General features: G+C 69.5%; 22 protein-coding genes. 17 read left to right on the top strand and 5 right to left on the bottom strand.

Annotated elements, in window-relative coordinates; all coding sequences use genetic code 11:
• A protein-coding gene (locus tag Q8Q88_RS11745; RefSeq protein ID WP_305675372.1) for an IS630 family transposase occupies positions 1-878 on the bottom strand; the annotation gives its coding sequence in 2 pieces (ribosomal slippage) (positions 1-541 and positions 543-878; 877 coding nt annotated over the 2 pieces). This gene is flagged as partial in the annotation.
• 93 nt (positions 879-971) lie between these two features.
• Entirely contained in the window at positions 972-1,745 is a 774-nt protein-coding gene (locus Q8Q88_RS11740; protein ID WP_305675371.1) for a FadR/GntR family transcriptional regulator, read from the bottom strand.
• 301 nt (positions 1,746-2,046) lie between these two features.
• On the opposite strand from Q8Q88_RS11740, the gene Q8Q88_RS11735 reads away from it, so the two are divergent.
• Genes Q8Q88_RS11735 through Q8Q88_RS11690 form a run of 10 tightly spaced genes read left to right on the top strand, consistent with a single transcriptional unit; the run spans position 2,047 to position 12,626 of the window.
• Positions 2,047-3,378, top strand: a complete 1,332-nt coding sequence (locus Q8Q88_RS11735; RefSeq protein ID WP_305675370.1) for a CaiB/BaiF CoA-transferase family protein — start codon at positions 2,047-2,049, stop codon at positions 3,376-3,378.
• Between the two features lies 1 nt (position 3,379).
• Complete coding sequence (locus Q8Q88_RS11730) at positions 3,380-4,600, top strand: CaiB/BaiF CoA-transferase family protein (protein ID WP_305675369.1); 1,221 nt, start codon at positions 3,380-3,382, stop codon at positions 4,598-4,600.
• Positions 4,600-5,802 (top strand): transporter, encoded by a 1,203-nt coding sequence (locus tag Q8Q88_RS11725; protein WP_305675368.1) that lies wholly within the window; start codon positions 4,600-4,602, stop codon positions 5,800-5,802. Before Q8Q88_RS11730 ends, Q8Q88_RS11725 begins: the two co-directional genes overlap by 1 nt.
• Positions 5,802-6,206 (top strand): Zn-ribbon domain-containing OB-fold protein, encoded by a 405-nt coding sequence (locus tag Q8Q88_RS11720; protein ID WP_305675367.1) that lies wholly within the window; start codon positions 5,802-5,804, stop codon positions 6,204-6,206. Before Q8Q88_RS11725 ends, Q8Q88_RS11720 begins: the two co-directional genes overlap by 1 nt.
• Positions 6,207-6,237: 31 nt before the next feature.
• Complete coding sequence (locus Q8Q88_RS11715; RefSeq protein WP_305675366.1) at positions 6,238-7,146, top strand: TIGR03619 family F420-dependent LLM class oxidoreductase; 909 nt, start codon at positions 6,238-6,240, stop codon at positions 7,144-7,146.
• Entirely contained in the window at positions 7,143-7,451 is a 309-nt protein-coding gene (locus Q8Q88_RS11710; protein WP_305675365.1) for a hypothetical protein, read from the top strand. The genes Q8Q88_RS11715 and Q8Q88_RS11710 overlap by 4 nt, the downstream gene beginning before the upstream one ends.
• A gap of 4 nt (positions 7,452-7,455) precedes the next feature.
• A complete protein-coding gene (locus tag Q8Q88_RS11705) occupies positions 7,456-8,970 on the top strand; it encodes a class I adenylate-forming enzyme family protein (RefSeq protein ID WP_305675364.1) in 1,515 nt (504 codons plus the stop codon).
• Positions 8,954-9,991: an enoyl-CoA hydratase/isomerase family protein gene (locus tag Q8Q88_RS11700; protein WP_305675363.1), complete on the top strand. Its 1,038-nt coding sequence runs from the start codon at positions 8,954-8,956 to the stop codon at positions 9,989-9,991. The genes Q8Q88_RS11705 and Q8Q88_RS11700 overlap by 17 nt, the downstream gene beginning before the upstream one ends.
• Positions 9,988-11,235, top strand: coding sequence for a CoA transferase (locus Q8Q88_RS11695; RefSeq protein WP_305675362.1), 1,248 nt, complete (start codon positions 9,988-9,990; stop codon positions 11,233-11,235). Before Q8Q88_RS11700 ends, Q8Q88_RS11695 begins: the two co-directional genes overlap by 4 nt.
• Positions 11,232-12,626, top strand: a complete 1,395-nt coding sequence (locus Q8Q88_RS11690) for an amidohydrolase family protein (protein ID WP_305675361.1) — start codon at positions 11,232-11,234, stop codon at positions 12,624-12,626. The genes Q8Q88_RS11695 and Q8Q88_RS11690 overlap by 4 nt, the downstream gene beginning before the upstream one ends.
• Before the next feature lies 1 nt (position 12,627).
• Here Q8Q88_RS11690 and Q8Q88_RS11685 read toward each other — a convergent pair whose 3' ends face one another.
• Both Q8Q88_RS11685 and Q8Q88_RS11680 read right to left on the bottom strand, forming a co-directional pair.
• Positions 12,628-13,137, bottom strand: a complete 510-nt coding sequence (locus Q8Q88_RS11685) for a nuclear transport factor 2 family protein (RefSeq protein ID WP_305675360.1) — start codon at positions 13,135-13,137, stop codon at positions 12,628-12,630.
• Positions 13,138-13,141: 4 nt separating this feature from the next.
• Positions 13,142-14,110 carry an aldo/keto reductase family protein gene (locus Q8Q88_RS11680; protein ID WP_305675359.1) on the bottom strand — a complete coding sequence of 323 codons (969 nt, stop codon included), beginning with the start codon at positions 14,108-14,110 and terminating at the stop codon, positions 13,142-13,144.
• Positions 14,111-14,264: 154 nt separating this feature from the next.
• Here Q8Q88_RS11680 and Q8Q88_RS11675 point away from each other — a divergent pair, with 154 nt between their 5' ends.
• Genes Q8Q88_RS11675 through Q8Q88_RS11650 form a run of 6 tightly spaced genes read left to right on the top strand, consistent with a single transcriptional unit; the run spans position 14,265 to position 21,265 of the window.
• Entirely contained in the window at positions 14,265-15,560 is a 1,296-nt protein-coding gene (locus Q8Q88_RS11675; protein ID WP_305675358.1) for an acyl-CoA dehydrogenase family protein, read from the top strand.
• Positions 15,561-15,565: 5 nt separating this feature from the next.
• A complete protein-coding gene (locus Q8Q88_RS11670) occupies positions 15,566-17,647 on the top strand; it encodes a PQQ-dependent dehydrogenase, methanol/ethanol family (RefSeq protein WP_305675357.1) in 2,082 nt (693 codons plus the stop codon).
• A 40-nt stretch (positions 17,648-17,687) separates the two neighbouring features.
• Positions 17,688-18,389, top strand: a complete 702-nt coding sequence (locus tag Q8Q88_RS11665; RefSeq protein WP_305675356.1) for a glutathione binding-like protein — start codon at positions 17,688-17,690, stop codon at positions 18,387-18,389.
• Complete coding sequence (locus Q8Q88_RS11660) at positions 18,386-19,006, top strand: 2-hydroxychromene-2-carboxylate isomerase (RefSeq protein ID WP_305675355.1); 621 nt, start codon at positions 18,386-18,388, stop codon at positions 19,004-19,006. Before Q8Q88_RS11665 ends, Q8Q88_RS11660 begins: the two co-directional genes overlap by 4 nt.
• Positions 18,996-20,231 (top strand): serine hydrolase, encoded by a 1,236-nt coding sequence (locus Q8Q88_RS11655; protein ID WP_305675354.1) that lies wholly within the window; start codon positions 18,996-18,998, stop codon positions 20,229-20,231. The genes Q8Q88_RS11660 and Q8Q88_RS11655 overlap by 11 nt, the downstream gene beginning before the upstream one ends.
• On the top strand, positions 20,228-21,265 hold the full coding sequence (locus Q8Q88_RS11650) for an amidohydrolase (protein WP_305675353.1): 1,038 nt from the start codon (positions 20,228-20,230) through the stop codon (positions 21,263-21,265). The genes Q8Q88_RS11655 and Q8Q88_RS11650 overlap by 4 nt, the downstream gene beginning before the upstream one ends.
• Positions 21,266-21,300: 35 nt before the next feature.
• Here Q8Q88_RS11650 and Q8Q88_RS11645 read toward each other — a convergent pair whose 3' ends face one another.
• Positions 21,301-21,687: a PRC-barrel domain-containing protein gene (locus tag Q8Q88_RS11645; protein WP_305675352.1), complete on the bottom strand. Its 387-nt coding sequence runs from the start codon at positions 21,685-21,687 to the stop codon at positions 21,301-21,303.
• 147 nt (positions 21,688-21,834) lie between these two features.
• On the opposite strand from Q8Q88_RS11645, the gene Q8Q88_RS11640 reads away from it, so the two are divergent.
• On the top strand, positions 21,835-23,163 hold the full coding sequence (locus Q8Q88_RS11640) for a dicarboxylate/amino acid:cation symporter (protein WP_305675351.1): 1,329 nt from the start codon (positions 21,835-21,837) through the stop codon (positions 23,161-23,163).
• Positions 23,164-23,203 lie beyond the last annotated feature (40 nt).

The raw sequence follows: 23,203 nt of genomic DNA, 5'->3' as shown, positions 1-23,203 counted from the left end.
GGAGTTGGCCGATGCGGCGCCAGGTGGCCTCGACGGTGCGTTCGGCGGCCTTGCGCAGCAGGGTCTTCAGCTTGGCGAAGACCTGCTCGATGGGGTTCAGGTCGGGGCTGTAGGGCGGCAGGAAGAGCAGGTGGGCGCCGGCCCGGCGGATGGCGCGTCGGACGGCCTTGCCCTTGTGGCTGCCGAGGTTGTCCATGACCACCACGTCGCCCGGCTTGAGAGTGGGGACCAGGGCCTGCTCGACATAGGCCCTGAACCACTCGCCGTTGATGGGTTGGTCGAGCACGACCGGGGCGGTGATCTGGTCGCAGCGCAGGGCGGCGACGAAGGTCATGGTCTTCCAGTGGCCGTGCGGGACCTTGGCCACCAACCGTTGGCCCCTGGCGCAGCGGCCGTGGCTGCGGGTCATGTTGGTCTTGGCCCAGGTCTCGTCGATGAACACCAGGCGGCGGGGATCAAGCCTGGCCTGGTAGCGTCTCCAGCGGTCGCGCTTCCTGGCCACGTCCGGACGGTCCTGTTCGACGGCGTGCAGGCTTTTTTTTGAACGTCACGCCTTGGCGCAGATAGAAGCGCCACACCGCGTCGTAGCTGACCATCACGCCGCGATCCGCCAGCTCGGCCCGGATCGCTCGCAGCGTCAGGTCCGGCGCCTCGGCGATCCGTCCCATGAGCCAATCTCGCTCACCGGCCAGCACCAGCGGCCGGGCTCCGCCCATGGGACGCGCCGCAGCGCTGCCCGTGGTCCGCAACCGCTGCGACCAGCGCACCGCCGTCGCCACGCCTACCCCGAACCGCTCCGCCGCTTCACGGCAGGTCCCGCCCGCCACCACGAACCGAGCCACGCGATCCCGAAGATCCAGAGAATACGGCCGACCCATCCAAGCTGGCCTCCTGCCCAGCCTGGACCTTGAATCATGATCCGCAGATATCCGGAATCCCGATTCAGCTAAGAGCGGTCACGCTCTAGCCGATTAGCGCCACTGGATCTTCTCGCCGACCTTGCGCGGCCAGAAGGATTTGAAGTCCTCGACGATGTGGCGAACGTGCTCAGCCATCAGGCGAGCGGCCTTGTCGGCGTCGCCGGCGATCATGGCTTCGGCCAGTTGGCTGTGATCGTGGACGATCCTCTCCTCCAGCTCGCCGCGCTCGGCGTTGGTCAGCACCTGCTCGGTGACGATGTAGCCGATCGAATTCAGGACCAGGGCGAGGACTGGATTGGCGGCGAGGTCGGCGACGCGTTCGTGGAAGTCCAGCCCCTCGACGACCTCCCACTTGCCGTGCTTGCCGCCATGGTCCTCGGAGAGGAACGGTGTGAGGGTCTCACGCACCAGGGCGCGATCGGGATTCTGCGCCGCCAGCCGGGCCAGCATCGGCTCGCTGGCGCTCCAGGCGTTGAGCAGCTCGTCATAGGTCGCGCCCGACATGTGCAGATAGAGGGTGAGCGTGCGGGCAAGATTGCCGGGCAGCACCTGGCCGACCACGGTGCCCGAGCCCGGCCCGGGGCGGATGGCGATCAGGCCCTGGACCTCGAGCAGCCTCAGGGCTTCGCGCAGGGAGGAGCGGCTGACCCGGTACTGGATGAGCATCTCGGCCTCGAGCGGCAGGCGATCGCCTGGCTTGAGCTTCTGGGAGACCACGTCGCGGACGATCTCCAGCGCCACGATCTCGGACGTTTTGGAGGTTCGGCGGGTCATCTCCCAGGCGCCGAGCGGTCGCGGGGCCTTCGGCGGCGGCGAGGCCGGCATCGTTTTCTCCTGACCGCGAGCCCTTGGACGTGGCGGCATGGTCGCAATCCCCTAACAGCTAATCCCGTCTGACGGCCCGCCCTTGGTGGCGGTCCGAACCAAGCCGGCGACGTACCCTAATTAGGACACACGGAGACTTCCCGCCAGCATCGTGACATTGACATCGAGCAACTCAAGTTCATAATGATGATTATAACGGACGAAGGCGAACTTCGGCGCCCCATCGGTCTCCAGGAGGCCGGGCCGCGGCTCGCAAACAACCATGTCCGAGCGGAGGAGCCCCGGTCCGGGCGCAGTGATCATGCAGCAGCAGAGCGCCTCGGGCGCCCCCCATCTCTCATCCCAGATCGCCGCCGATTCGCGTCGGCCTAGGGCTCGCCAGGGTCCGCTGGCCGGCGTGCGGGTGGCCGATTTCTGCTGGATGGGGGTGGGCGCCTGCGCCACCCGCCTGCTAGCCGATTTCGGCGCCGAGGTGATCCGCATCGAGGACCGCAACCGGCTCGACATGCCCAGGCGCCTGCCGATCTATAAGGGCGAGGCCCGGACCTATGGGGAGGAGGACGCCAATCCCGATCCCAACAAGGGCGGCCTGTTCAACAACTACAATCGCAACAAGCTGGGCGTGACCATCAACATGCGCACGGCCAAGGGCCGGGCGCTGGCCGACCGGCTGATCGCCGCCTCCAGCGTGGTGACCGAGAACTTCGCCCCCGGGGTGATGGAGCGCTGGGGCCTGGTCTATGACCGGCTGAACGAGCTGTCGCCCAACGTGATCTTCGCCCGGATGAGCGGTTTCGGCCATTCCGGGCCGCACGCGGAATACCGCAGCTACGGGCCGGTGGTGCAGGCGGTCAGCGGCATCTCCCACATCAGCGGCCTGCCGGGCGAGGAGCCCTCCGGCTGGGGGCTGTCCTACATGGACAACGAGGCCGCCTTCTTCAACGCCTCGGCCCTGCTGACGGCGATCTACCACCGCAACATCACCGGCGTCGGCGCGGAGATCGACGTCTCGGCGGTGGAGGCCGGGATCAACCTGCTGGGCCCGATCCTGCTGGATGTGGCGGTGAATGGCCGCTCGACCCGCGGGCCCGACTATCCCCCCGGCAACCGGCTGGAACACCCGGACGCGGCGCCGCACGGGGTCTATCCCTGCGCGGGGTCCGATCGCTGGATCGCCATCGCGGTGTTCAACGACCAGGAGTGGCGGGGTTTGCGCTCGGCGATCGGCGACCAGGACTGGACGCGCGATCCGCGCTTTTCCAGCCAGGCGGCGCGCTTCGCCAACCAGGAAGCGCTGGACGCTCGGCTGGCGGAGTGGACCCGCGACAAGGACCGCCACGAGCTGATGCACGCCCTGCAGGCGCGGGGCGTGGCGGCCGGGGCGGTGCAGACCACCGAGGACACCATCGACCATGACCCGCAGATCGCCGGCCGCGGCCTGTTCTTCGAGCTGGACCATCCGGTGATCGGCGAGGCGCTGTTCGAAGGCACGCCGGTCCAGTTCTCGCGAACGGTGCAGGAGAACTGGCGCTCCGCGCCGCTGCTGGGCGAGGACAACGCTCATGTCTTCAAGACCCTGCTGGGGGTGGAGGACGACGAATACGAAGAGCTGGCCGCCGAGGGGGTGATCTGAGATGCAGCCGCAATCCGGACTGCCGCACCCCCTGACCGGCCTGAACGTGATCGAACTGGCCGAGGATCCGGCCGGCGAATATGTCGGCCGGCTGCTGGCCGAGATGGGTGCGCGGGTGATCAAGCTCGAGCCGCCGCAGGGCGCGCCGTCCCGCGCGGTCGGCCCTTTCGCCAGGGGCCAGACCGGGCCGGACGCCAGCCTCAATTTCTGGTTCTACAATTCCAACAAGGCCAGCGTGACCGTCCACCTGGGCGGACCGGACGGGACCGCGCCGCTGGTGGCCCTGCTGGGCCGCGCCGACATCTTCGTCTGCACCCTGCAGCCCGCCGCCCTGAAGGCGGCTGGGCTCGACCTCGAGGCCCTGACGCAGACCTTCCCGAAGCTTATCGTGCTGTCGGTGACCGCCTTCGGTCTGACCGGGCCCTGGGCGGACTACAAGTCTTCCGACCTCGTGGCCCTGGCCGCGGGCGGGCCGCTGAACAGTTGCGGCTATGACGACCACTCGATCCCGCCGATCCGGCCTGGCGGCAATCAGGGCTACCACTCCGCCGCCAGCTTTGCCCACATCGCGGTGATGCTGGCCCTGCTGGAACGGCAGAAGACGGGCCTCGGCCAGCTGCTCGACGTCTCCATGCACGAGGCCTGCGCGGTCAATGTGGAGCTGGCCAATCCCTACTGGTTCTATCCGAAGGTCCAGGTGAAGCGGCAGACCTGCCGCCACGCCCAGCCCTCGCCGACCCAGCCGGCCCTGTTCCGCTGCGCCGACGACCGCTTCGTCTATTTCGTGCTGATCGTCGCTGAGCCCAAGTCCTGGGAGGCCCTCGTTCGCTGGATGGACGGCCACGGCATGGCCGCCCAGCTCACCGAGCCGGACTTTTCCGACGTCGCCTACCGGCAGGCCAATTTCGACCAGATCCAGGAGTTGGTGGAGTGCTTCTTCCTCGTCCACGGATCGGACGAAATGTACAAGGAAGGCCAGGCCATGGGCCTGCCCATCGGTGTGCTGAACGCGCCTGAGGACCTGTTCGCCGACGAGCATCTGATCGCCCGAAAGTTCTTCGTCGACGTCGAGCACGAGGGCGTCGGGACCGTCCCCTATCCCGGCGCGGCCTATCGCTTCTCGACCTTCGGCGAGGTGGCGCGCACAGCGGCGCCGAAGCTGGGGGCCGACACCAAGGCCGTGCTGGCCGAGTTCGCGACCAAGACCACGGAGCACGCCTGATGCTGGACGATGAGACCGCCTTCCTCGGGCGCGACAAGTGCGCCGTCGCCGGGATCGGCCAGACGGCCTTCGCGCGGGACTCCGGCCGCAGCGTCCTGTCGCTCGCCACCGAGGCCGCGCTCAAGGCCCTGGAGGACGCCGGCCTGACCGTCGACGACGTGGACGGCATCGTCCGGGCCGACGTCGACACGGTCACGCCCTACAGCCTCGCCGCGGCGCTCGGCGTGAACAATCTCAGCTACTGGGGCGACACCGGGCCGGGCGGGGTCGCGCCCTGCATGATGATGGGCCTGGCCATCGGCGCTATCCTGTCGGGCCAGGCCAAGACGGTGATCGCCTTCCGTTCGCTCAACGGACGCTCCGAGGCGCGCCTGGGCGGCTCGGGCCAGCGGGTCGGCGCCGAGACGGTCGGCGGTTTCGGCACCTATGACGAATACTACCTGCCCTATGGCCTGCTGAGCGCGGGGCAGACCTTCGCCCTGATGGCCCAGCGCCACATGCTGGAATACGGCACCACGGCCGAGCAACTGGGCGCGGTGGCCCTGGCCTGCCGCGAGCACGCCAACCTGACGCCGCACGCCCAGATGCAGTCCAAGCCGCTGACCATGGACGAGTACCTGTCGGCCCGGATGATCTCCACGCCCTTGCGGCTCTTCGACTTCTGCCTGGAGTCCGACGGCGCCTGCGCCGTGGTGATCACCACCGCCGAGCGGGCCCGCGACCTACGCAAGCCGTCGGTGCTGATCTCCGGCGTCGCGGGCGGCGCGCCGCCTGACCGGCGGGCGGGGATGATGTTCCCGGTGGTGACGCGGCAGGACATGACCGACCTCGGCGGCCGCCGCGCGGGCGAGACGCTATGGAAGCGCGCGGGCCTCGGTCCCTCCGAGATCGACATCGCCCAGCTCTATGACTGTTTCACCATCAGCGTGATCCTGCAGCTCGAGGCCTATGGGTTCTGCGCCAAGGGAGAGGGCGGGCCCTTCGCGGCCAGCGGGGCGATCCGCCGCGACGGCAGCCTGCCGATCAACACCGGCGGCGGCCACCTGTCGGAGGGCTATGTCCACGGCATGAACCACATCGTCCAGGCCGTGCGGCAACTGCGCGGCGAGGCCGACATGCAGATCGCGGGGGCGGAAACCTGCCTGGTCACCGGCGGACCCCTGCCGGTCGGCTCAAGCGTCGTCTTTCGAAAGGCGTCATGATGACCATTCATCCTCTGTTCCCGAACGTCACCGATCGAGAAACCCACGAATTCTTCGAGGCCGCGGCGGAGGGACGCCTGGTCTTCCGGGCCTGCAACGCCTGCGACCACGCCCTGCATCCGCCGACCGCCCATTGTCCCTATTGCGGGGCCTGGGACACCGCTTGGCGCAACGCCGAGGGGACCGGAAGGCTGCACGCCTGGACCACGGTCACCCATCAGATCCACCCGGCCTTTCCGGCGCCCTACACCCTGGTGGTGGTGGAACTGGACGACGCGCCGGAGGTACGTCTGATCGGCCATATGGACGGGACCCCGCCACTGGTGGCCGACATGCCTATGGAGGTCTGGTTCCAGGCGCTTCCGAACGGACCGACCTTGCCGCAATGGCGACCGGCGGCGTGACAAAACAAGAAAATCGGGGAGTGAGACAATCGTGAGCCGCAGACCCACCGTCGGGATCACCACCTACAACTATTCGCCGCAGGACATGATGAACCTCGCGGTCCACGCGGATCGGTTGGGCTTCGAGGGCCTGTGGTTCGGCGAGCACTACGTGATCCCGGAGAACTACGGCAGCCACCACCCGACCAAGGAGGGCTCCGCCAGCGAATCCAAGATCATCGCGCCCGACGTACGGATCTACGATCCCTGGTTCCTGCTGGGGGCGGTGGCCGGCGCCACCAAGCGGCTGAAGATCGGCACGGCGATCTGCATCGTGCCGATGAACAATCCGCTGATCCTGGCGCGCCACACGGTGACCGCCCACGACATCTCCGGCGGCCGATTCCTACTGGGAACCGGGGCGGGCTGGCTGAAGGAGGAGTTCGACGCCATCGGCGTGCCGTTCAACGAGCGCGGCGCGCGACTGGACGAGACCATCGAGATCCTCAAGAAGGCCTGGGCCGGCGGCTTCTTCGCCCATTCCGGCAAACACTTCGCCTTCGAGTCCCTGCAGATATCGCCCCACGCGGTGAAGGTGCCGCTGGTCTGCGGCGGCAACACCGGCCCGGCCCTGCGCCGGGTGGCCGAGGTGGCCGACGCCTGGATCAATTCGGCCATGGTGTCGCTGGAGGAAGCGCTGGAACTGCGCGCGGTCATCGAGCGTGAACGCCAGGCGCGGGGCACCGCAGGGCGGCCGTTCGAATACTATGTCCGTCCCCACTCCGCCGATCCCGACGAGGTTGGCGGGTTCCTGCGCGAGGGCTTTGACAATATCGTGCTCTGGGGTCCGAACGTCTGGCCGAACACCGACGAGCTCAGCCTCGAGGAAAAGATCGCCGGCCTGGAGCGGGTCGCGCGCGACCTTGGCGTCACGCCGCAGTTGGAGGCCGTCGGAGCATGAACCTGAAACCTGGCTCGCGCTGGAAGAGCGCCGTCTGCGCCGCCGAGGCGGTGGTCGTGCGCCCGCCGAACGCCGAGGTCGTGCTGGCCTGTGGCGGGGTCCCGATGCTGGGGCCGGCCGATGAGCGTCCGCAAGGCGCCACGGTCGCCCCGGACCATGCCGGGGGCAGCCTGCTGGGCAAGCGTTACATCGACGCCGAGACTGGGCTGGAGGCGCTCTGCGCCAAGGCGGGCGAGGGCTCGCTGTCGGTCGACGGCCGCCCGATGGTGGTCAAGGACGCCAAGAAGCTGCCGTCCTCGGACTGATAGGATGCACACAGCGCTCCTCCTCGAAATGGCCGCCGAGGCCTTGGCCGACCGTCCCGCCATGGGCCTGGCGACGGCTCCGGTCAGCTATGCCGAACTCTGGGCCCGGACCCGCGCGGCGGCGGCCGACCTGGCGCGCCGGCCGGGCGACAACGTCGTCTTCATCGGGCTGAACTCCACCGCGGTCCCCCTGGCGATCTTCGCCAGCGGCCTGCTGGGCCGGCCGTTCGCGCCGCTCAACTACCGGCTGCCCGACGAGGACCTGCGCCGGTTGCTGGCGCGGACCGCGCCGGCTGTGGCGGTGGTGGATGACGACATGTTGAGCCGGGTCGAAGGTGTGCCGGGGGTCGAGATCATCCCGCGCAGCCAGTTCGAGGCTGCGGCCCTGGCCGGCGCTGGCCGCGACCATGAACTTCCCGAGGTCGAGCCCGACATCGCCGTCCTGCTGTTCACCAGCGGCACGACCGGCGAGCCCAAGGCCGCCGTCCTGCGCCACCGGCACCTGGCCTCCTACGTGATCTCCACCGTGGAGTTCGCCGACGCCGAGGAGGGCGAGGCAGCCCTGGTCAGCGTCCCGCCCTATCATATCGCCGGCGTCTCGGCGGTGCTGACCGGCGTCTATGGCGGCCGGCGCATCGTCCACCTGCCGGCCTTCACGCCTGAGGCCTGGGTCGAGGCCGCCGTCACCGAGAAGATCACCCACGCCATGGTCGTGCCGACCATGCTGGGCCGCGTCCTCGACGTGCTGGAGGCGCGGGGCGAGAGCCTGCCGCACCTGCATTCTCTGTCCTATGGCGGCGGGCGCATGCCGCCCAATGTCATCGAGCGCGCGCTCAACCGGCTGCCGCATGTGAATTTCGTCAACGCCTACGGCCTGACCGAGACCAGCTCGACCATCTCGGTGCTGCGGCCGGACGATCATCGCGCGGCCCGCACCTCGGACGATCCGGCCGTGCGCCGCCGCCTCGGTTCCGTCGGCCGGCCCCTGCCGGGGTTGGAACTGGAAATCCGCGGTCCGGCCGGCGAGCCCGTGCCGCTGGGCGAGAGCGGCGAGGTCTGGGTGCGGGGCGAGCAGATCTCCGGCGAATATCTGGGCCGCAAGCTGATCCGCGACGACGGCTGGTTCCCCACCAAGGACAGCGGCTGGCTGGACGAGGCCGGTTATCTGTTCATCGAGGGCCGGCTGGACGACGTCATCGTGCGCGGCGGCGAGAACATCTCCCCCGGCGAGGTCGAGGACGCCCTGCGCGCCCATCCCTCGGTGGCCGACGTGGCGGTGCTGGGCGTTCCCGACGACGAGTGGGGCGAGCGGGTGGCGGCCGTGGTGGTGTCGCGCACGCAGGCCAATTCCGAGGAGCTGAAGGCCTGGGTCCGCAGCCGGTTGCGCTCCACCAAGGTTCCCGCCGATATCCTGTTCCGCGCCGAGCTGCCCTATAACGAGACCGGCAAGCTGCTCCGCCGCGTTCTGAAGGAGCAGATCGTCTCGGCGAAGGATCATGAGGATGCGGCCGCCAGCTGACGCGATCCTCGCCGCCGCCCTCGACCCTGAAGGCGGCGAGAGCCTGTCGGCCCTGGGCGGCGAACCCCTGATGGCCGTCGCCGTCGAGGACAGCGCAGCCGTGCGCCAGGCCGCGGCCTCCCTCCGCGCGGGGGCGCCGGTCCTCGTCGGGATCGACACGGTTGGCGGGACGCCGGACGGCATTGCCGACGTTTTTGACATCGTGTTGACAACTGCTTCACATCCGCCGCGACCCTGGGTGTCGGTCGGGGATCGCGGCCTGGAGAGCGTGCTGTCGTCCCTGCGCGGAACCGTCCAGGGCAGTCCGGCCGCCGCGGCGGTTTTCGCCAGTGTGTTGCGGCTGGGCGACCAACTCGATTTCGAGGGCGCGCTGACCCTGGAATCCCTGGCCTATTCCGCCCTGCTGGGCGGGGCGGATTTCCGCGCCTGGCGGGCCGGCCGACCGGTCCGGGAACGGCCGGTCTCCCCTGCGCCCCAGGTGCGCCTGGAGCGGCGCGAGGACGCCCTGGTCATCACCCTGGCCCGACCCGAGGCGCGCAACGCGGTCGGCGCGCGGCTGCGCGACGAGCTCACCGAGGCCCTGCGGTTGGCCCGCCTCGATCCGTCCATCGCCCGGGTGGAGCTCAGGGGCGAGGGGCCCATTTTCAGCGCCGGCGGCGATCTGGACGAGTTTGGCCAGGCCGCCGACCTGGCCCTGGCCCACATCATCCGCACCCAGCGCTCGCCGGTGCGGCTGGCCGACGAGCTGGGCGAGAGACTGACGGTGTTCGTTCAGGGCGCCGCCATCGGCGGTGGGATCGAGATCGCCGCGGCGGCCGCCCGCCTGGTGGCCGATCCCGGGGCCCTGTTCCGGCTCCCTGAGGTGGGGATGGGCCTGATCCCCGGGGCTGGGGGCACGGCGAGCCTGCCGCGCCGGATCGGTCGCCACCGGACCTGTTTCATGGGCCTGAGCGGCTTCGACATCGACGCCCGTGAGGCCCAAGCCTGGGGACTGGTCGATCATCTGGAGCCGGTCCGATGAGCGTGGCGCACCTGGCGCCCGCCTCCGCGCGGTGGGCCCGCTCGGGCCTGGCCCTGCTGACTGGAGACGCCACGCCCGCGCTGCCGCGCCGCGACCATGCCGGACGGATCGAGGCCCTGCTCTCCGCGGCGCGGACCGCTGGCGCCGAGGTCGACATGAGGCTGTTCGGGGAGCGGGCCGCGGAGCTGGGCCTGACGCGACGAGGTCGGACGTCCGCCAATGGAACCGCGCGCCTGATCGAGACCGCCGACGGCTGGCTGGTGGCGAACCTGGCCCGCATCGACGACCTGCAGGCGGTCCCCGCCTGGATCGGCTGCGGCCTGGGCGAGGAGCCCTGGGCGGCGCTACAGCGTGCGGCGCGGCGGCGGGCGGCGGCCGACCTGGCCGACGCCGGCCAGGAACTCGGCGTTCCCGCCGCCGTTGTCGGCGGGCGGGACGACGCCCAGCAACGCGCGCGCGGGGAGGGCTCACGGGTCGTCCGCCTGGCGCCGGGGCGCGGGGAAGCCGTGCGTCAGCCGCTGGTCATCGACCTGTCCTCCCTGTGGGCGGGGCCGCTTTGCGGCCAGCTGCTGGGCCTGGTCGGGGCGCGGGTGGTGAAGGTGGAGAGCGCCGGGCGTCCCGACGCCGCGCGCCGTGGCCCGCGCGCCTTCTTCGACCGCCTCCACGCCGGCCACGAATCCGTCGTGCTCGACTTCGCGACGCCAGAGGGCCGGGGCCAGCTCGCCCGGCTGATCGCTCGCGCCGACCTGGTCATCGAGAGCAGCCGCCCCCGCGCCTTGGAACAGCTCGGCGTCGACTTGGAAGCGGCCTTCGCGGCCAGTCCCGCCCTCGTCTGGGTCAGCCTCACCGCCTATGGCCGCACGGGGCCCTGGAAAAACCGGGTGGGGTTCGGAGACGACGCGGCGGCCGCCGCTGGCCTGGTCGCCTGGGACGGTTCGGGCCGGCCGATGTTCGTGGGCGACGCCCTGGCCGATCCGATCGCCGGGGTGATGGCCGCGACCGGCGCGCTCCAGGCCCTGGCCACAGGCGGCGGCATGCTGGTCGATGTGGCCCTGCGCGAGGCCGCCGCCTTCGTGGCCGCCGCCGATCCGATCGCCGAGGCCGAGCTGGGCGAGGTCGTGGGAGGCGAGGGAAGGTGGCGCTGGAACGATACGCCGCTCGCTGCGCCCCAGGCGCGACCCGAGCGCCGGTCGGCCTCGGTCATGGGCGCCCACACGGCCGCGATCTTGGCCGAGTTCGCATGAGCCGCGACCTGCTGATCCGCGAGGTCGAGGTCGAAGGCCGGCCGGGTGTCGATGTTCGCGTGGCGGGAGGGCGGATCGTCGAGATCGGAACGGGACTCTCCGGCCGGGAGCCCGACCTCGATGGCCGGTGCGGGGCCGTGCTGCCCGGCCTGATCGACCACCACATCCACCTGTTCGGCCTGGCGGCCCAGGGCGCCTCCGTAGAGCTGGATGGTCAGACCTCCGCCGAAGGGATCAGCCGGGCCCTGCGGACCAAGGCGGGCGAACTGTCGCCGGGCGAGTGGCTGCGGGGCGTCGGCTATCACGAGGCCGGCGGCGAGCCGCTGGACCGTCGCGCCCTGGACGCCATGGTCGCCGACCGTCCCGTGCGCATCCAGCATCGCACCGGCGGCCTCTGGATCCTGAACTCCGTGGCGCTGGATCGTGTCGCCGATGGAGAGACTCCACAGTGCGTCGAGCGCGACGATCACGGCGCGCCCACGGGGCGCATCTGGCGCGGCGACGACTGGCTGCGCGGGCGGCTCGCCGGGAACCCCCCGTCCCTGGCCGGGGCCAGCGCCGACCTCGCGCGGCGTGGGGTCACCGGCGTCACCGACGCCAGCGTCACCAATGACCAGGCCCAGGCCGGCGTCTTCGCCCAGGCCGTCGCGGCGGGGGAATGGCGTCAGCGACTGATGCTGATGGGCGGCGGGTTCCTGGAAGCTCCGGCCGACGGCGGCTTCCAGGTCGGACCGGTGAAGGTGCTGCTCGACGACGACCGCCTGCCGGACCTGGACGCGGTCTGCGCGATCATCGCCCAGGCGCGCGCCTGGGGGCGGAAGGTGGCAGTCCACTGCGTCGCGGCTGGGGAACTGGCCTTCACGCTGGCCGCCTTCGGGCAGGCCGGCGTCGAGCCCGGCGACCGCATCGAGCACGGCGGGATCATCTATCCAGACGCGGCGCGGGAGATCGCCGGGCTGGGCCTCACCGTCGTCACCCAGCCAGGCTTCGTGGCCGAGCGCGGCGACCGCTACCTGGCCGAGGTGGACGCGGCCGATCTCGCCGCCCTCTATCCCTGCGCCAGCCTGATGCGCGCCGGCATCAAGGTGGCCGGGAGCAGCGACGCCCCCTATGCCGCCGCCGACCCCTGGACGGCCATGGCCGCGGCGATCAACCGGACCACCCGGAGCGGCCGGCTTCTGGGGGCCGACGAACGCCTCTCCCCGCGCGCGGCGCTGGATCTGTTCCTGGGCGACTTCGCCGATCCCGGCGGCCCAGTCCGCCGGGTGGAGGTGGGCGCGGCGGCCGACCTCTGCCTGCTGCGGGGTCCCCTGGAGGCCGCCCTGGCGGACCCGGACGCGTCGTGGGTCGCCGCCACGGTGGTCGGCGGCGAGGTGATCTACCGGGCCTAGCTCAGTCCCGCCGGTAGACCGGGTCGCGCCGGTCGCGCCGCCCGCGTTCGCTCGCCGGCTGGTCGAAGAAGCCTCGGTCGCTGGCCGGCTCGTAGCGCAGCCATTCGTTCACCCCCTGGCGGTGCGCGATGCGCCAGGCGCCGTCGCGGCGCTCGAAGCGGTCGACATAGCGCCCGCCCATGATGCGGTCCTCGCGCGGCGCGCCGCCCGGCGGCGGGTCGGCGCCGAACCGGTGATAGGAGGTGAAATAGCTCTCCACCCAGGCCCGCTCGCCGTCGAGCTCAATGGAGACCTGGCCAAGCTGGTGGTGGGTGAGGACCAACTGGCGCACCGCCGCCAGGCCCAGGGCGCAGAAGTCGCGCGACAGGCCCTTGAACGCGCCGTGCTCGTGGGTGGCGTCGGGGTGGAAGCAGCTGGCCAGCAGGGCCTCGTCGCAGCGGTCGAAGGCGCGGCAATAGCGGGCCGCCACCTCGGCGATCTCCGCCCGGCTGACGAGGTCCTCGAGGGTCATGCCGTCAGGCCGTCGCCTTGGCCGCGGCGGCGGCCAGGGCGACGCCCAGGATCTGCTCGGCCTCGGCGAACAGGGCAGGGTCCACGCTCCGCTCCGAGGCCGCGACGTTCTCATCGACCTGGTCGGGCCGCGAGGCACCGATGATGGCCGAGCTCACCTGGTCGTTGGAGAGCGTCCAGGCGATGGCGAACTGGCCAAGCGTCAATTCGGCCTCAGCCGCCAGGAACTGGAGATGCTGGACCGCGCGCAGCACCTCCGGATTGAACCAGTGGCGGGTGTACTTGCTCATCTCGACGCTGGCGCCGCGCAGGCCGCCGGGTGGCCCGGCGTCGGGGGCGTACTTGCCGGTCAGCACGCCCTGGGCCAGGGGCGACCAGATCAGCTGGCCGATTCCCTGGGCCTGGCAGAGCGGGAAGACCTCCGCCTCCGGCTGGCGCCAAAGCAGGGAGTATTGCGGCTGGCTGGAGACGAATCGCTCGGTCCCGACCATGGCCTGGGCCTCCGCGATCCTGTCGGCGGGCCATTCGCTGAAGCCGAGATAGCGGACCTTGCCCTGGCGGACGATCTCGCTGAGCGCCTCCATGGTCTCCTCCAGGGGCGTCTCATCGTCGTAGCGGTGGCACTGGTAGAGATCGACATGGTCGGTGCGCAGCCGCGTGAGCGAGCCGTCGATCTGTTTGAACACCTGCGCCCGCGACAGCCCCCGGTCGCCGTCGGCCATCGGGCCCCAGAGCTTGGTGGCCAGGAGGTAGGAGTCCCGCGACCGCCCGGCGAGCGCCTCGCCCACCAGGCGCTCGGACTCGCCGAAGCCATAGACATTGGCGGTGTCGATCAAATTGACCCCGAGCTCCAGCGCCCGGTGCAGGCAGGCGATGTGCCGCGCCCGGGCCTCGCCCTCGCCGAAGCTGAGCCAGGTTCCCAGTGAGATTTCCGACACCATGAGATCGCTGGAGCCCAATCGGCGATAGCGCATGCGGTTTCCCCTCAATTTGCCGGTCATGACGCCGGCCCGGCGCCTGACGTATTGACAGGCCTCGGATAATTCATCGTAATGATCATAATGTACAAATGGCCGCGTTCAAGCGGCCGCGTGCGATCGCCGCGCGCTCAGCAAGGGACGGAACGACATGGCTTGGGACTTCGAGACCGACGCGGACTTTCAGGCGAAGCTGGACTGGGCCGACGCCTTCGTCCGTGAGGAGGTCGAGCCGCTCGACCACCTCCTGGGCGCGGTCTACGACGTCAAGAACCCCAACAATATCCGGCTCGTCCGCCCCCTCCAGGCCAAGGTGAAGGCCCAGGGCCTGTGGGCCTGCCATCTGGGTCCCGAGCTCGGCGGGCCGGGCTATGGCCAGGTCAAGCTCGCCCTGCTGAACGAAATCCTGGGGCGCAGCGACTTCGCTCCCGTGGTGTTCGGCTGCCAGGCGCCCGACACCGGCAACGCCGAGATCCTCGCCCACTTCGGCACGGCGGCGCAGAAGGCGCGCTACCTGCAGCCGCTGCTGAACAACGAGATCGTCTCCTGCTTCTCGATGACCGAGCCGCAGGGCGGGGCCGATCCGCTGGTCTTCACCACCCGCGCCACGCTCGACGGCGACCACTGGGTGATCAACGGCGAGAAGTGGTTCTCGTCCAACGCCCGCTGGGCCGACTTCCTGATCGTCCTGGCGGTGACCGACCCCGACGCGCCGCCGCATGCACGCATGTCCATGTTCATCGTGCCGTCCGAGACCCCGGGGATCGAGATCCTGCGCAATGTGGGCTTCCAGGGCGAGCGTGAACCGGCCCACGCCTATGTTCGCTATACCGACGTGCGGGTGCCGCTGGACCACCTGCTGGGCGACCGCGGCGACGGCTTCGGGGTGGCCCAGACCCGGCTCGGCGGCGGGCGGATCCATCACGCCATGCGCACCATCGGCGAGGCTCGCAAGGCGCTGGACATGATGTGTGAGCGCGCCCTGTCGCGGACCACCGCCGGATCGCGCCTCTCCGAGAAACAGATGGTGCAGGAGAAGATCGCCGACAGCTGGATCGAGCTGGAGCAGTTCCGCCTGCTGGTGCTGCGCACCGCCTGGCTGATCGACAAGCACCAGGACTATCGCAAGGTCCGCAAGGATATCGCCGCGGTGAAGGTGGCCATGCCCAAGGTGCTGCACGACATCGCCTCGCGCGCCCTGCAGATCCACGGCTCGCTGGGGATCTCCACCGAGATGCCGTTCATGAACCAGATCGCGGTCTCGTTCATCATGGGTCTCGCAGACGGCCCGACCGAGGTCCACAAGGTCACCGTGGCCAAGCAGGTGCTGCGCAACTACCGCCCGACCAACGACCTGTTCCCGGCCTACAACCTGCTCTCGGCGACGGAGCGGGCCCAGGAGATGTATCCCGAACTCGAGGAGCTGGTGGCCGCCGAGGTCGCCTGACCGCCATGGCGGCCTTGGGGAGGATCTGGGCGATCGCTGGCCTCGCGGCCCTGATCCTGGTCGGTTGCTCGCAACCTGGCGCCCGGGACGTGGACGCCGTCCGGCTCGCAGCGGCCGCCGACAATGCGGACGACTGGCTGACCAACGGGCGCACCTATTCCGAAGACCGCTACTCGCCTCTCGACCAGGTCACCACGACCAATGTCGATCGCCTGGGCCTGGCCTGGGAGCAGAGCCTGGAAAGCCGCGGCTTCGGGGTCGAGGCCAGCCCGCTGGTGGTCGACGGGATACTCTATGTCACCTCCACTTGGAGTCGGGTGTTCGCCTTCGATGCGGCCACCGGCAGGCGGCTCTGGGCCTATGACCCTGAGGTCCGCAAGGAGCTGCTGCGCGACGGCTGCTGCAAGGCTGTGAACCGCGGCGTCGCCTTCTGGAAGGGCAAGGTCTATGTCGGCGCCTTCGACGGCCGGCTGATCGCGCTCGACGCCAAGACCGGCGAGCCCGTCTGGTCGGCCGACACCACCGGCGGCGTCAAGCCCTACACCATCACCGGCGCGCCGCGGGTGGTGAAGGGCAAGGTGGTGATCGGCAACGGCGGCGGCGACTACGGCGCGCGGGGCTTCTTCTCGGCCTATGACGCCGAGACCGGCAAGCTCGCCTGGCGCTTCTTCACGGTTCCCGGCGACCCGAAGAAGCCGTTCGAGCATCCTGAGCTCGCGGTCGCCGCCAAGACCTGGGACCCGAACCGCGACTGGTCGATCGGCGGCGGCGGCACGGTGTGGGATTCCTTCTCCTACGACCCCGACCTCAACCTACTCTATGTCGGGGTGGGCAACGCCGGCCCCTACAATCAGAAGGTCCGCAATCCGGGCGGCGGCGACCAGCTCTATGTCTCCAGCATCCTGGCGGTGAACCCCGACACCGGGCGGCTGGCCTGGCATTATCAGACGACGCCGGGCGACAACTGGGACTTCACCGCCACCCAGAACATGGTGCTCACCGACCTCACTATCGGTGGACGCAAGCGCCAGGTGCTGATGCAGGCGCCGAAGAACGGCTTCTTCTATGTCCTGGACCGCAAGACGGGCGAACTGCTAGCGGCTGACAAGTACGCCCGGGTCAATTGGGCGAGCCATGTGGACCTGAAGACCGGCCGTCCGGCCGTGACCCCGGCCGGGGATTATTCCAAGGGGGCGCGGCTGGTCTTCCCCAGCGCCTATGGCGCCCACAACTGGCAGCCGATGGCGTTCAATCCCAAGACCGGCCTGGTCTATATCCCGGCCCGCGACCTGGGCTGGGTCTGGGGCGCCAAGAGCTTGACCTGGTTCTACGAGGGCGCCGATCTCGCCGCCCTGACCAAGGACGACGTGCGCAAGGCGACCACCGGCGTGCTGATCGGCTGGGACCCCGTGGCCCGCAAGCCCCGCTGGACCGCGCCGCAGCCGACCCTGATGAGCGGCGGCGTCCTGACCACCGCCGGCGATCTCGTCGTGCAGGGGACCCAGGACGGCTGGATCGAGTTTCGCGACGCGGCCAGCGGCAAACGGCTGCGGCGGATCTTCGTCGGGACGGGCATGGTCGCGCCGCCGGTGAGCTACGCGGTCGACGGCGTCCAGTACATCGCCATCGCGGCCGGCTGGCACGGGGTGAGGACCGCGCCGGACGCCGCTGACGCGCCGCCGCCCCGCGACAATGCCGGACGCCTGATCGTGCTCAAGCTGGACGGCGGCGAGGCGCCCGTGGCGCCGGTCGTCGAGGACCAGCCCTTCCTGGCCGGCGTGGGCGCGCAGCCGGCGGCCCTGGTCGCCACGGGCAAGGCCCGCTACCAGCGCTATTGCGGCGGCTGCCACGGCCTGTTCGGGGAGCGCAGCGTGCTGCCGGACCTGCGGCGCATGTCGCCGGAGACCTATGAGGCCTTCGACGACATCGTGCTGGGCGGCGCCTACAGGGAAGGTGGCATGGCCAGCTTCGCCGACGTGCTCACCCCGGACGACAGCCGCGCCATCCGCGCCTATGTCGCCGATTGGGCGTCACGCTCGGCCGCCGGATTGCGCGCAGAGGCTGGCGCGGCGGGGAGAGCCAAGTAGTCTGTCCTCAAGGCCCGACCAGAGGCCCGGGAGGACACGCTTGATCGATCTCTATTACGCCGCCACGCCGAACGGCTGGAAGATCTCCATCATGCTGGAGGAGTGCGGCCTGCCGTACGAAGTCCATCCGGTGAATCTGGGGCGCGGGGAGCAGTTCGCGCCGGACTTCCTGGCCATCAGCCCCAACAACCGCATCCCGGCGATCATCGACCGGGATCCGCCGGGGGGCGGCCCGCCGGTCAGCGTCTTCGAGACCGGGGCGATCCTGATCTATCTGGCCGAGAAGACCGGGCGGTTCCTGCCCGTCGATCTGCGCGGCCGCAGCGCGGCGATCGCGTGGCTGATGTGGCAGATGGGTGGTCTGGGGCCCATGCTGGGCCAGAACGGCCACTTCAAGCTCTATGCGCCGGAGAAGATCCCCTACGCCATCGACCGCTACGAGCGTGAGGCGGCCAGGCTCTATGGGGTGCTGGACGGCCAGCTCGGACGGACCGGGGCCTATGTGGCGGGCGATGAGTACACCATCGCCGACATGGCCTGCTTCCCCTGGATCATCACCCACAAGGCGCAGGGCTTCACCCTGGACGACTATCCGAACATGAAGCGGTGGTTCGCCACGGTGCGGGCGCGGCCGGGCGTGATCGCCGGCACGGCGGTGGGCAAGATGGCGCGACCCGGTGAGATGGACGCCGAGACCAGGAAGAACCTGTTCGGGATCGCCAGCGAGAAGGCCGCCACATGATCGAGTGCTTCTTCGACTGCTCCAGCCCCTGGACCTATCTGGCCTTCCACAACCTGCAGTCCTTGGCCAAGGAGCTGGAGGTGGAGGTGACCTGGCGGCCGATCCTGGTGGGCGGCATCTTCAACACGGTCAATCCCTCCGTATACGAACAGCGCGCCACGCCGGTGCCGGCCAAGGCCCGCTACATGGGCAAGGACCTGAGGGACTGGGCGCGTCACTCGGGGCTCGCCATCACCTTCCCGCCCAAGGTCTTCCCGGTGAACAGCGTCAAGGCCATGCGCGGCTGCATCTGGCTGGCGCCTCAAGGCAAGCTGGTCGCCTTCGCCACCAAGGTGTTCGAGGCCTATTGGGGCGACAATCTCGACATCTCGCAGGACGCGGTGCTGGCGGAGATCTGCCAGGCGGCGGGCGTCGATCCCCAGGTCTTGCTGGCGGGGATCGCCACACCGCAGATCAAGGAGCAGCTTCGCCTGAACACCGAGGAGGTCATGGCCCGCGGCGGCTTCGGCTCGCCGACCATCTTCGTCGGGAAGGACGATATGTATTTCGGAAACGACCGCTTGCCGCTCGTCGCCGCCGCGGTGCTGGCCCGCAAGGCGCAGACCCATGACGCGTGACCTGTCCCCGGCCACCCCGGCGCAGGTCGGCCTAGCCCCCGCCGGCCTGGCGGCCATCGACGCCTATCTGCAGGGCCTGGTCGACAAGGGGGTGCTGGCCGGCCTCGTCACCCTGACCGCCCGCCATGGCAAGGTCGCGCGCGTCAGCACGATCGGGAGGAAGGACCTGGCTACCGGCCAACCCATGGCGGCCGACACCATGTTCCGCATCTTCTCCATGACCAAGCCGGTGACGGCCGTGGCCATGATGATCCTGCACGACCAGGGCCTGTGGTCGCCGGACGACCCCATCGCCAAGCACCTGCCCGAGTTCGCTGATGTGAAGGTGTTCGGCGGGATGGACGCGGCGGGAGCAGTCACCCTGCATGAACCCGACCACGCCCCGACCCTACGCGAACTGCTGACCCATACGGCGGGCCTGATCTACGGCCGCGTGCCGATGGACGGCCTGGAGACCCTGTACGAAGCCGCCGACATCTGGCGCTCCGCCGACCTGGCGGAGATGGCGGCCAAACTGGGCGGGCTGCCGCTGGCCTACCAGCCCGGGACGAAATGGATTTACAGCCTCGCCATGGACGTCCAAGGCGCGATCATCGAGCGGCTGAGCGGCCAGAGCCTGCCCGACTTCATGCGGGAGAGAATCTTCGAACCGCTCGGCATGATCGACACCGCCTTCCACACCCCGCCGGACAAGAAGCCGCGGCTGGCCACGCTCTATCGCTCTAGCGTGAGCCGGGGCCTGGTCCCGCTGGCCGCCAATCCGCTGCTGCCCGACCACGCGGCGCCGCCGGCCCTGGCCTCGGGCGGTGGCGGGCTGATCTCCACGGTGGGCGACTATGCCCGCTTCGCCCAGATGCTGCTGAACGGCGGCGAGTTCGCCGGTGAGCGCATTGTCAGCGGGGAGGGCCTGAAGCTGATGATGACCAACCAACTCTCGGACCAGATGCTGGCCCAGGGCTGGGGCGTCGGAAAGCAGCAGATCCGGCCTGGCTTCGGCTACGGCTTCAACGGGGTGGTGTTCACCGATCCCGAGGCGGCCGGCATACCGGTGGGCCTTGGGACCTATCACTGGGACGGGGCGGCCGGGACCTGGTTCTGGGTCGATCCGGCGCACGACCTCATCTTCGTCGGCATGGTCCAGCTGCTGAGCGAGACCGCGCCGGCGTTGCAGGCGACGACCCAGACCCTGATGGCCGACGCCATCCTGCAGGAGGCCGCCGCGTGAACGAACCTATCCTCGAGCCCGACCTGCCGATCGTCGATCCGCATCATCACCTGTGGGACCGGCCTGCGGCCCTGGTCGCCGCCCTGCCGCCGCCCAAGCACGGCTTCGAACATGTGATCCGCAGGGTCCCGCGCTACCTGCTGGACGAGCTGCTGGCAGACATGAGATCCGGCCACAACGTGGTCGCGACCGTCTACATGGAGTGCGGCTCCATGTACCGGAGCCGAGGGCCGGCGGCGATGCGCCCGGTGGGCGAGACCGAATTCGTGAACGGGGTGGCGGCCATGTCGGCGAGCGGCCTCTATGGCGAGGTCCTGGCCTGCGCCGGCGTCGTCGGCCATGCCGACTGCAATCTCGGCGGGGCGGTCGCCGAGGTGCTGGAAGCCCACATCGCGGCCGGCGGCGGCCGGTTCCGCGGCATTCGCCAGAGCGCCTCGTCCGACCCGGACAAGGACGTGCTGGGACCGCTCGCCCGGCAGGGCGGCGGGCTCTACCTGTCGCCGACGTTCCGCGAGGGGTTCGCCCAGCTCGGCCCGCTCGGCCTCTCGTTCGACGCCTGGATGCTGGAGCCGCAGCTTCCGGATCTGCTTGAACTCGCCAAGGCCTTCCCAGGGACCCAGATCGTTCTCGACCATGTGGGCACCCCGCTCGGCATCGCCAGTTACGCCGGCCGGCGGGAGGAACGCTTCCCCATCTGGCGGGAGAACATCCTGAAACTCGCGGCCCTGCCCAATGTGGCGGTGAAGCTGGGCGGACTGGCCATGGTGTTCCCGGGATTCGCCTCCTTCATGTCCGACCCGCCCGCCTCGTCGGAGGCCCTGGCGGCGGAATGGAAGCCCTATATCGAGACCTGCATCGAGGCCTTCGGCGCCGAGCGCTGCATGTTCGAGAGCAACTTCCCCGTCGACATCGGCAGCTGCGACTACGACGTGCTCTGGAACGCCTTCAAGGTGCTGACCAAGGGCTGTTCGGCCGACGAGAAGACCGCCCTGTTCTCCGGCACCGCCGCGCGGATCTATCGCCTGGAGCTGTGAGGCTGGGCCTGGTCAACAGGCGCGGCCATGCGAGATCATTGCCAATAACGCAGGGCGGCCCAGTATCCGTAGACGTCGTCGCGCCACGGTAGGTCGCTCTCCTGCCCGTGATCGCCTTCGAGCGACCGCACATCGCGCAGCTTCCGCTCGTCGACCACATAGCCCTTGAAGTGGGTGTCATAGCTCAACATCGACCAGGGAATGGGGAAGCGTCCGCCGCCCACGCCCAAAACGGCGCCGCAGGACATTGTCGCGCAGGTAATCTGGCCGCTGACCTTCTCGATCATCAGGTCGTTGATGTTGCCGATCAGTACGCCGTCCCGGGTGAAGATCGGCGTACCCTCCACCCTGTGCGCCGAGATCACGGGATGCACAGGTTGCTCGCCGCGCGTCGGTTCTTGTGTGTGCCTGGCGCTGGACATCACGCCTCCTGGCCGCCCATGCGTCGCGGGTCAGGGACGCCGCGGCGCCGTGCAGCAATGAAAAATCAACGCCGTGCGACACCTTCCGTTCCCCGCCGGGCCAGCCCTGCTAGTTTGGGGAGCCAACCACTGGGTTGAGAGACCGCGATGAGCATGCGCTGGCCTTCATTGCAGCTTCAGATGCTGATCGGGTTCCTGATCGGCCTTGGCGCTGGGCTCGTCGTAAACGCCACCGCCGCCCCCGACGCCGCGTGGGTCGCCGCCCTTACCACCTACGTCACTCAACCGCTAAGCCAGGTCTTCCTGCGCCTGCTGTTCATGCTGGTGATTCCTCTGCTGTTCGCAGCCCTGGTCATGGGCGTGTCTGAGATGGGCGACCTGGGCTCACTAGGCCGGACGGGCTGGCGCACCTTGGCCTTCACCTTGGCGCTCTCGGCCGTCGCGGTGTGCATCGGCCTCGCCGCGGTCAACCTCCTGAGGCCCGGGGAGGGCGTCGATCCAGCCCTGGCGGGGAGGCTGCTTACCGGGGCGGCCGGATCCGCGACCGCCATTCTCGAACGCGCGCCGAGTTCGCTGGAAGGATCGGCCGCCATTGTCAGCATCATTCCAAGCAACGTGGTCGCTGCCGCCGCGGAGAATGAGATCCTTTCGGTCATGTTCTTCGCGCTGGCGTTCGGCATCGGGCTGGTGCTCGTGCAGGACCGCAGCCCCGCGGCGGCCACCCTGAGAGCTTCGATCCAAGGGCTCTTCGAGGTGGTGATGACCTTGATCAACCTCGTCATCCGGCTGGCGCCCATCGCCATCGCGTGCCTGATGTTCAATATGGCGGCGCTCTTCGGCTGGGAGCTACTGGAGCGGTTGGGCGCCTATGTGGCGGTCGTCGTCCTGGCGCTGGGCCTGCAGATGTTCGGCGTCTATCCCTTGGTCGTCTGGGCGTTCGGGCGAATGTCGCCCCTGGCGTTCTTCCGGGGTTCGCACGAGGCGATCCTGGTGGCTTTCTCGACGGCGTCGAGCAACGCAACGCTACCGACCGCCCTTCGCGTCGCTGAGACACGGCTGCGCCTGCCGCGCCACATCTCGCGCTTCGTCCTGACCATCGGCGCTACGGCGAACCAGAACGGCACCGCCCTGTTCGAAGGGGTGACCGTGCTCTTCCTGGCCCAGTTCTTCGGGGTGGAACTGACGCTTGGGCAGCAGGTCACCGTGATGGCGGTCTGCATCCTGGGCGGGGTCGGTACGGCCGGCGTGCCGGCAGGTTCGCTGCCCGTTGTGGCGATGATCCTCGGAATGGTCGGCGTGCCGCCGGAGGGGATAGGCCTGATCCTGGGCGTGGATCGCCTGCTGGACATGTGCCGCACGGCGCTGAACGTAACGGGCGACCTCGTGGTGGCGGTGGCGGTTTCGCGCGGAGAGCCGTGCGCCGAAGCGGACCCCACCGGAACAAGCCTACCCGACCCGCCGAAGCCCTCTATGTGACGAGATCCCTGAAGCGGCGGACAAGCCGGTCGGGGTGTTG

Origin of the sequence: Phenylobacterium sp. (genome assembly GCF_030697925.1) — a bacterium.
GTDB lineage: Bacteria > Pseudomonadota > Alphaproteobacteria > Caulobacterales > Caulobacteraceae > Phenylobacterium.
This window is presented reverse-complemented; position numbering and strand designations above follow the sequence as displayed.

What these genes read in the sequence shown, in the direction of transcription:
- Q8Q88_RS11740 (WP_305675371.1), bottom strand. Translation starts at nt 1,745, where the DNA reads ATGCCGGCCTCGCCGCCGCCGAAGGCCCCGCGACCGCTCGGCGCCTGG.
- Q8Q88_RS11735 (WP_305675370.1), top strand. Translation starts at nt 2,047, where the DNA reads ATGCAGCAGCAGAGCGCCTCGGGCGCCCCCCATCTCTCATCCCAGATC.
- Q8Q88_RS11730 (WP_305675369.1), top strand. Translation starts at nt 3,380, where the DNA reads ATGCAGCCGCAATCCGGACTGCCGCACCCCCTGACCGGCCTGAACGTG.
- Q8Q88_RS11725 (WP_305675368.1), top strand. Translation starts at nt 4,600, where the DNA reads ATGCTGGACGATGAGACCGCCTTCCTCGGGCGCGACAAGTGCGCCGTC.
- Q8Q88_RS11720 (WP_305675367.1), top strand. Translation starts at nt 5,802, where the DNA reads ATGACCATTCATCCTCTGTTCCCGAACGTCACCGATCGAGAAACCCAC.
- Q8Q88_RS11710 (WP_305675365.1), top strand. Translation starts at nt 7,143, where the DNA reads ATGAACCTGAAACCTGGCTCGCGCTGGAAGAGCGCCGTCTGCGCCGCC.
- Q8Q88_RS11705 (WP_305675364.1), top strand. Translation starts at nt 7,456, where the DNA reads ATGCACACAGCGCTCCTCCTCGAAATGGCCGCCGAGGCCTTGGCCGAC.
- Q8Q88_RS11700 (WP_305675363.1), top strand. Translation starts at nt 8,954, where the DNA reads ATGCGGCCGCCAGCTGACGCGATCCTCGCCGCCGCCCTCGACCCTGAA.
- Q8Q88_RS11695 (WP_305675362.1), top strand. Translation starts at nt 9,988, where the DNA reads ATGAGCGTGGCGCACCTGGCGCCCGCCTCCGCGCGGTGGGCCCGCTCG.
- Q8Q88_RS11690 (WP_305675361.1), top strand. Translation starts at nt 11,232, where the DNA reads ATGAGCCGCGACCTGCTGATCCGCGAGGTCGAGGTCGAAGGCCGGCCG.
- Q8Q88_RS11685 (WP_305675360.1), bottom strand. Translation starts at nt 13,137, where the DNA reads ATGACCCTCGAGGACCTCGTCAGCCGGGCGGAGATCGCCGAGGTGGCG.
- Q8Q88_RS11680 (WP_305675359.1), bottom strand. Translation starts at nt 14,110, where the DNA reads ATGCGCTATCGCCGATTGGGCTCCAGCGATCTCATGGTGTCGGAAATC.
- Q8Q88_RS11675 (WP_305675358.1), top strand. Translation starts at nt 14,265, where the DNA reads ATGGCTTGGGACTTCGAGACCGACGCGGACTTTCAGGCGAAGCTGGAC.
- Q8Q88_RS11670 (WP_305675357.1), top strand. Translation starts at nt 15,566, where the DNA reads ATGGCGGCCTTGGGGAGGATCTGGGCGATCGCTGGCCTCGCGGCCCTG.
- Q8Q88_RS11660 (WP_305675355.1), top strand. Translation starts at nt 18,386, where the DNA reads ATGATCGAGTGCTTCTTCGACTGCTCCAGCCCCTGGACCTATCTGGCC.
- Q8Q88_RS11655 (WP_305675354.1), top strand. Translation starts at nt 18,996, where the DNA reads ATGACGCGTGACCTGTCCCCGGCCACCCCGGCGCAGGTCGGCCTAGCC.
- Q8Q88_RS11645 (WP_305675352.1), bottom strand. Translation starts at nt 21,687, where the DNA reads ATGTCCAGCGCCAGGCACACACAAGAACCGACGCGCGGCGAGCAACCT.
- Q8Q88_RS11640 (WP_305675351.1), top strand. Translation starts at nt 21,835, where the DNA reads ATGAGCATGCGCTGGCCTTCATTGCAGCTTCAGATGCTGATCGGGTTC.